We start from the raw sequence: 1,573 nt of genomic DNA, 5'->3' as shown, positions 1-1,573 counted from the left end.
GCCCGATGCCCCATACGCGGTCCACCGGGCTGGCCTCGACGAGCACCCGGCGCCCCGTGCCGAGCAGATACGCGCACAGTTCCGGATGCCGGCCGAACTTGTGCAGGCTGCCTTCGACGACGAGGCCGAAGCGGCGCCGCAGCCACACGTCCTCGTCGAAGCCGCGCACGGAGCGGCCCGCGTCCTTGGCCGCCTTGGGGTGGACCGCCGCCACGGCCCGTTCCCACGCCTCCGCGTCCCCGAAGAGCCGGGCCTTGCCCGCCATCATCCAGTGCTCGGCGGTGGCGTATGTGACGCCGTCCACCGTGAACGGGGCCGGCCACCACTGGCTGAAGCAGCCGCTGCCCACCCCGCCGCCGCGCGGCGGCCGGTGCCCCCAGAAACAGACGTACTTCAGCTTCTCCCCGCGCGCGGCCGACGCCGTCAGCTCCGCCACGGAGCGCGGCCCGTCCGCCGCGACGGACACCGGCCCGCCGGTCGTCCCGCCGTTCATGTCGCTCATCCCGCCCCCGTTCCTCATACGGAGATCCTGACAGCCGCCACTGACAGCGCGCCGAGGCAGACCGGCGAGAGCGTGGTGGCCACCGCCCCGCACCGGCCGGGAAGGGCGCGTCGGGCCGCAAGCGCCGCGCCTCCCGCGCCCCGTACGCCCCCGAACACGCCGGGGGCGTACGGCTGTGCGTTTCCTGTGCGCCAAGTCACTACCAACTAGTAGCCCGAACCCGCGTAACGACGCACCCCGTCCGGCCTCTCACCCGTGAACGCAGCACAAGCGGAAACGGAATGGAGGCTTGGACATGAGTGGCGGCGCGGGTGCCAAGAACGCGGTGGAGTGGCTGGCGTCGGTGGCACCGGACCCCGACGCCTGTCGGTGGGAGTGGGAACGCAACCCCCTGGGGGTCGCCCTGCTGCCCGCTGGCCGGCTCTGGGACGTCCTGATCCTGCCCGGCGATCTCGGCTACCCGACCCTGGACGTCCTCTCCCGCTTCATCGACCGGCCCGGCCCGGTCCTCGCGGACTTCGGCGACTCCCGGCTGGGGTTCTTCGTGCCGCCGGGCACGGTGGCCCGCTGGCTCGCCACGGGCGTGCGCGGCGCAGGGCGCGGCACCTGGATCGTCGTGCCCTACCCGGGGCGCGCGACCGGCGGCGTGCGCTGGATCGTCGTGCCCGACGGCGAGGGGACCCTCACGGACCCGGCGGTCCTGGAGCTCGCGATGCACGAGGCAGCGGCCGGGCTGAGCCGGGACGGCGGCTGATGAGCAGGGCCCGGTGCAGAGACCACAGCACCAGACCCGCCAGACACCAGGCGCCGAGGACGTCCAGCGGCCAGTGGTAGCCCTGGCGTACGAGGCCCACGCCGATCGCCGCATTGAGCAGCCCGTACGCGATAAACGGCGCCGACCGGCGCGTACGGGCGTACTCACGGGCGTACGGGAGCAGCAGCAGAAGCGCGGCGCCATAGGCGACCGCCGCCGTGGCCGCGTGCCCCGAAGGGAAGAAGCCCTCGTGCGTGACGCCCGCCATCCGCTCGGGGCCGGGGCGGCCGATCCAGCTCTTGAGCGGCACGACGACC

3 protein-coding genes are annotated in these 1,573 nt (G+C 73.9%); 1 reads left to right on the top strand and 2 read right to left on the bottom strand.

Going from position 1 to position 1,573, the window contains the following annotated elements:
• The coding region (locus ACFU99_RS43140) for an NADAR family protein (RefSeq protein ID WP_384404121.1) at positions 1-493 on the bottom strand (493 nt) is incomplete at its 3' end.
• A 304-nt stretch (positions 494-797) separates the two neighbouring features.
• On the opposite strand from ACFU99_RS43140, the gene ACFU99_RS43135 reads away from it, so the two are divergent.
• On the top strand, positions 798-1,256 hold the full coding sequence (locus ACFU99_RS43135; protein WP_363230092.1) for a hypothetical protein: 459 nt from the start codon (positions 798-800) through the stop codon (positions 1,254-1,256).
• On the opposite strand, the gene ACFU99_RS43130 is transcribed toward ACFU99_RS43135, so the two are convergent.
• On the bottom strand, positions 1,186-1,573 hold a 388-nt coding region (locus tag ACFU99_RS43130; RefSeq protein WP_384404117.1), incomplete at its 5' end, for a phosphatase PAP2 family protein. The genes ACFU99_RS43135 and ACFU99_RS43130 overlap by 71 nt on opposite strands.

This window comes from Streptomyces sp. NPDC057654, from assembly GCF_042800135.1.
Lineage (GTDB): Bacteria > Actinomycetota > Actinomycetes > Streptomycetales > Streptomycetaceae > Streptomyces.
This window is presented reverse-complemented; position numbering and strand designations above follow the sequence as displayed.